At 34.7% G+C, this 5341-nt stretch carries 3 protein-coding genes; all 3 read left to right on the plus strand.

All coding sequences use genetic code 11. The features are described from left to right. Window positions 1-259 precede the first annotated feature (259 nt). The gene (locus HOG71_14375; protein MBT5992034.1) at window positions 260-634 is read left to right on the plus strand and encodes a hypothetical protein; all 375 of its coding nucleotides are present in this window, start codon (window positions 260-262) and stop codon (window positions 632-634) included. A gap of 136 nt (window positions 635-770) precedes the next feature. Continuing rightward, window positions 771-4583, plus strand: coding sequence for an efflux RND transporter permease subunit (locus HOG71_14380; protein MBT5992035.1), 3813 nt, complete (start codon window positions 771-773; stop codon window positions 4581-4583). Continuing rightward, on the plus strand, window positions 4580-5341 hold a 762-nt coding region (locus HOG71_14385; protein ID MBT5992036.1), incomplete at its 3' end, for a TolC family protein. The genes HOG71_14380 and HOG71_14385, both read left to right, overlap by 4 nt.

The following is a 5341-nucleotide window of genomic DNA, read 5'->3' on the forward strand; positions in this document are numbered from 1 at the left end:
AAAATCAGCAGGCTACTGATTAATAATAGTTTAAAACATTCTATTTCTCTTTTTATGATTATTTATCTAGGTTTTCCCAATTGATGGTGAAATATTTATTTTCTTCTCAATTATGAATGATTAATATCATCCTATTTAATTATTAAATAGATGGTTTTCAATGACTGAAAAAATGCAAAATTGGCTTTTTCTCCTTAAAATCCGACAAAACAACTAATCAGGTACTTCATTGTGGTATTGTTTTTGCGCAATTCCGAGCATGTACATTAAAAAAATAATTCACATTGTTATTGCATTCATCTTACTGATTTCCTCGGTTGGTGTTGTTGTTAGTGTGCATTATTGTCATGATGAGCTGGCTTCCATCAGTATTTTTAAGGAAGTGCAAACATGCTGTACAAATCCAAATTGTTGTCAAAGTGAGACAATATCCATTCAATTTGATAAAGATTATGTTGTTGAGGATATTCAGCAATCAGAGAATGCTTTAGCTTTGTCAAGTCTAATCAATTTTGTTGAAATTAATCAGACACAATTCGACAATACTGAAAGAATTGCTTCTTTGTATTCAGTTAGGAAACCCCCTCTTATTGAATCTGATATTTACATTCAGATTCAGCGCCTACTCATTTAATAGTTATTTTAGAGATGCTAATGCTTAAGTTATAACTTTACTTATTAAAGGTAAATTATAGCTTTCCTATCCAGCATCCATCTCATTTTCTGTATTTATTTATTGAATACTTTGAAATAATTATTAAACAATTCACATGTTAAATAAAACTATAAAGTTTTTTCTTGAAAATAAGCTGGTTACACTTATTTTGCTAATCGTTTTTATTGGTTGGGGTATAATGACAGCTCCATTTAACTGGAATACTGGTATTTTTCCCCGCGATCCTGTTCCTGTTGACGCCATTCCTGATATAGGTGAAAATCAGCAAATAGTATATACTGAATGGGCTGGGAGGTCTCCTCAAGATATTGAAGATCAGGTTTCCTATCCGTTAACCACAGCTCTTTTGGGAATTCCAGGTGTAAAAACAATACGGTCTAATTCAATATTTGGTGTTTCCAGCATTTATATAATTTTTGAAGATAATATTGAGTTTTACTGGGGTCGCACCCGGATTTTGGAAAAGTTGAACTCTTTACCTTCAGGCACATTACCAGATGACGTAACTCCTTCTCTTGGTCCGGATGCTACTGCTTTGGGTCAAATTTATTGGTATACACTAGAAGGAAGAGACAAACATGGACATCCGGCTGGTGGTTGGGATCCTCAAGAGCTTAGAACTATTCAGGATTTTTATGTGAAATATTCATTAACATCAGCAAAAGGTGTTTCTGAAGTGGCATCTATTGGTGGCTTTGTTAAGGAATACCAAGTGGATATTGATCCAAATGCGATGAAAGCACATGGTGTTACAGTATCTCAAATAATGAATGCTGTTAAAAAAAGTAATTTGGATATTGGAGCGCGAACTATTGAATTTAATCGCACTGAATATCTTATCAGGGCATTGGGTTATATTAAAAGCATTGAGGATTTAGAGAAAAGCGTTGTAACGGTCAAAAACAATATTCCAATCCGAATTAAAGATGTTGCAAAAGTTAATTATGGACCTGCAACCAGACGTGGTGGATTGGATAAAGATGGTACAGAAGCAGTTGGGGGAGTTGTTGTAGCTCGTTATGGGGCAAATCCGCTGGAGGTCATCAACAATGTTAAAGAAAAAATTGATGAAATAGCGACTGGTTTGCCCAGTAAAATATTGGATGATGGCACTGTTTCCAAACTTACAATTATTCCTTTTTATGACAGAACAAGTTTGATCAAAGAAACTTTAGGAACTTTACAAGAAGCCTTAACATTGGAGATATTAATTAGTATTTTGGTTGTATTGATACTCGTCTTCAACCTACGTGCATCGGTCTTAATTTCTAGTTTACTCCCAATTGGTGTACTAATGACTTTTATTAGTATGCGTAAATTTGGAGTAGATGCCAATATTGTAGCTTTATCAGGTATTGCCATAGCTATTGGAGTGATGGTTGATGTTGGCGTGGTATTCACTGAGAATATAATCCGACACATAGAATTGCCCGAAAATAAAGGAGCAAAAGGCAAAGCATTGTTGGCTGTAATTTACACAGCAGTTACTGAGGTAGCATCTGCAGTAATTACCGCCTTAACCACTACAATAATCAGTTTTTTACCAGTATTTGCCATGCAGGCTGCGGAGGGAAAGTTGTTCAGACCGCTTGCTTTCACAAAAACTTTTGCAATGATTTCGGCTTTGATTATTGGACTCATGGTCATTCCCGCATTAGCCCATATTATTTTTCAATTTAAAATTGACAAGAAACGCTTAAGCAGATTTTGGAATATTATTATTATAGCAGCAGGTATATTGTTTTTTGTGTTTACACAATCGTTTGTTGCAATTGCATTAATTGCTTTGGGTATAAATGGATTGTTTGCATTTAAGTGGCAAGAAAGCAAAAAGCATTTTGTTAATTACATTAATATTGGAATCAGTTTAGTGGTTGTTTTGTTTTTCCTGACCAAAGAATGGATGCCTTTGGGAGCACAAAATAGTTTATTGGGAAATTTTGTATTTGTTTTAGTCGTTATTGCCTTGGTTTTAGGATTGCTCATGTCCATTGTACATTATTATCCTAATATTTTAAACTGGAGTCTTCGAAATAAAGGGAGATTCTTGAGCATTCCAATCATAGTATTATTTTTTGGAATAATAAGTTGGCAGGGAGTTGATAAAATATTTGGATTTTTACCAAACGGAATCAAAAATAGCAAATCATTTAGCTCTTTAACAGAAACCTTTCCGGGTATTGGAAAAGAATTTATGCCTTCGCTGGACGAGGGATCCTTTTTGCTAATGCCTACTACCATGCCACATTCCGGAATTGAAGAAAATATTGAGGTTATTCGCTTATTGGATTTAAAAGTAAATTCCATTCCTGAAGTTGAAAGTGTAGTTGGTAAATGGGGACGTGTAAATTCTGCACTTGACCCTGCACCTACATCAATGTTTGAAAACGTAATCAATTATCGGCCGGAGTATATAATGGATGAAAATGGAAAGCGTTTGCGATTTAAAACAAATAAAGAAGGGGCTTTTGAGTTGGCAAATGGAGAAACATATGATCCTGAGGAAAATGATTTCAGGCTTTTCAATAAGGACGAATTGATTGAGAGTAAAAAAGGCGAATATTTTCGTCAATGGCGAGAACACATTCATTCACCAGACGATATTTGGACTGAAATTGGAAAACAATCAAAAATTCCTGGATTAACATCAGCACCTAAACTTCAGCCTATTCAAACACGCTTGGTTATGCTCCAAACGGGTATGAGAGCCCCAATGGGTATCAAAGTATTTGGACCGGATTTAGAGTCGATAGAAAAAGTTGGTTATGATTTAGAAAAGCAGTTAAAACATGTCGAGGGTGTTGAACCATCATCTGTTTTTGCTGACAGAGTGGTTGGAAAACCTTATCTGGAAATTAATCTGAACCGAGATAATTTATCTCGATATGGTTTAACGATTTATGATATCCAAATGGTATTGAGTAGTGCCATTGGTGGCATGCAGCTAACCAATACAGTAGAAGGGAGGGAACGTTTTGCTGTTCGAGTAAGATATGCACGAGAATATCGTGACAATCCAGATGATTTGAAAAGAATCCTCATACCAACACCAACAGGAGCACAAATCCCCTTGGGAGAATTAGCAGATATTAGCTATACACGTGGGCCACAATTGATAAAAAGTGAAAATACATTTTTAGTTGGATATGTTATTTTTGATAAAAAACCCAATTATGCGGAAGTAGATGTAGTTGAAAATGCACAGGACTATTTCGATGAACAAATGGAATTAGGGGAATTAATAATTCCCGCTGGTGTAAATTATAAATTTACTGGAAACTATGAAAATCAAATACGGGCAACCAAACGTTTGTTGATGGTTATACCTATTTCTTTAATTCTAATTTTCCTCATATTATATTTTCAGTTTCGCTCGGTTACAGGTGCATTGCTAATATTCTCGGGAATTTTTGTCGCTTTTTCAGGTGGATTTATCATGTTATGGTTATATGGACAATCCTGGTTTATGAATTTTAGCATTGCAGGTATTGAGCTTCAAAATTTATTTCAAATACATAATATAAATCTTAGTGTGGCTGTTTGGGTAGGCTTTATTGCCTTATTCGGAATTGCAACAGACGATGGAGTACTGATTAGTACTTATTTAAAGCAGATTTTTGAGAGAAAACCACCGGGAAGTATTTCTGAAATCAGGTCTAATGTTTTGGAAGCTGGAAGTAAGCGAGTTCGCCCAGCCATTATGACAACAGCTACAACTATAATTGCATTACTTCCTGTAATCACATCAACTGGAAAAGGATCGGATATTATGGTGCCTATGGCCATCCCAATAATTGGCGGGATGCTAATTGCCATATTAACCATTTTTGTTGTTCCTGTATTGTATAGCATATGGCAGGAAAGCCTTTATAAAAAAAATGAATCAATAAAACAATTTGAATCATGAACTACATAAAATTAGTATTGATAATATTCGGGCTATTCGTGGTAAATCTATTGCCTGCGCAGGATGCTCTGAATAAATACCTTGAAAATGCTGCGATAAATAATCCTGGTTTACAAGCTGAATTCAATGAGTATATGGCTGCTTTGGAAATTGTTCCTCAAGTTAAAGCACTACCTGATCCTCAGTTTGCATTTGCCTATTTTATAAAGCCAGTTGAAACACGAAATGGCCCTCAGGAATTTCGGTTTTCAGCCAGCCAGATGTTTCCCTGGATTGGAAGCTTGAAAGCAAAAGGGAACAGTGCAGTTCAATTAGCTAAAGCCAAATATGAGATGTTTGAAGATAGTAAAGCAGAATTGTATTACAATATTCACTCAGCTTATTTCAATTTATATTACACAAGTGAGTCAATCAACATTATGGTTGATAACATCGAAATTCTACAAACTTTTCAAAGCTTGGCATTGATTAAAATAGAAACTGGAAAAGGATCAGCTGTTGATGAAATTAGGATAAAAATGGAATTAGCTGATCTTGAAAATAATCTTTTGTTGCTAAAGGATATTTTAGTTACACAGAAAGTATTGTTTAATAAACTGCTTAATGTTGATAGTAAAAGAGAAATTGATATAGAAGGCAATTTTGAACAGATTAGATTTCACATGGCTAAGGATGTTATTTTCGATTCTATTGTAGCCAGAAATCATCAATTGAAGAAACTTGATTTTCAGTTCTCATCTTTGACCTATCAGGAAATC

It is taken from the genome of Bacteroidota bacterium, assembly GCA_018698135.1.
In the GTDB taxonomy this organism is placed as follows: Bacteria; Bacteroidota; Bacteroidia; order CAILMK01; family JAAYUY01; genus JABINZ01.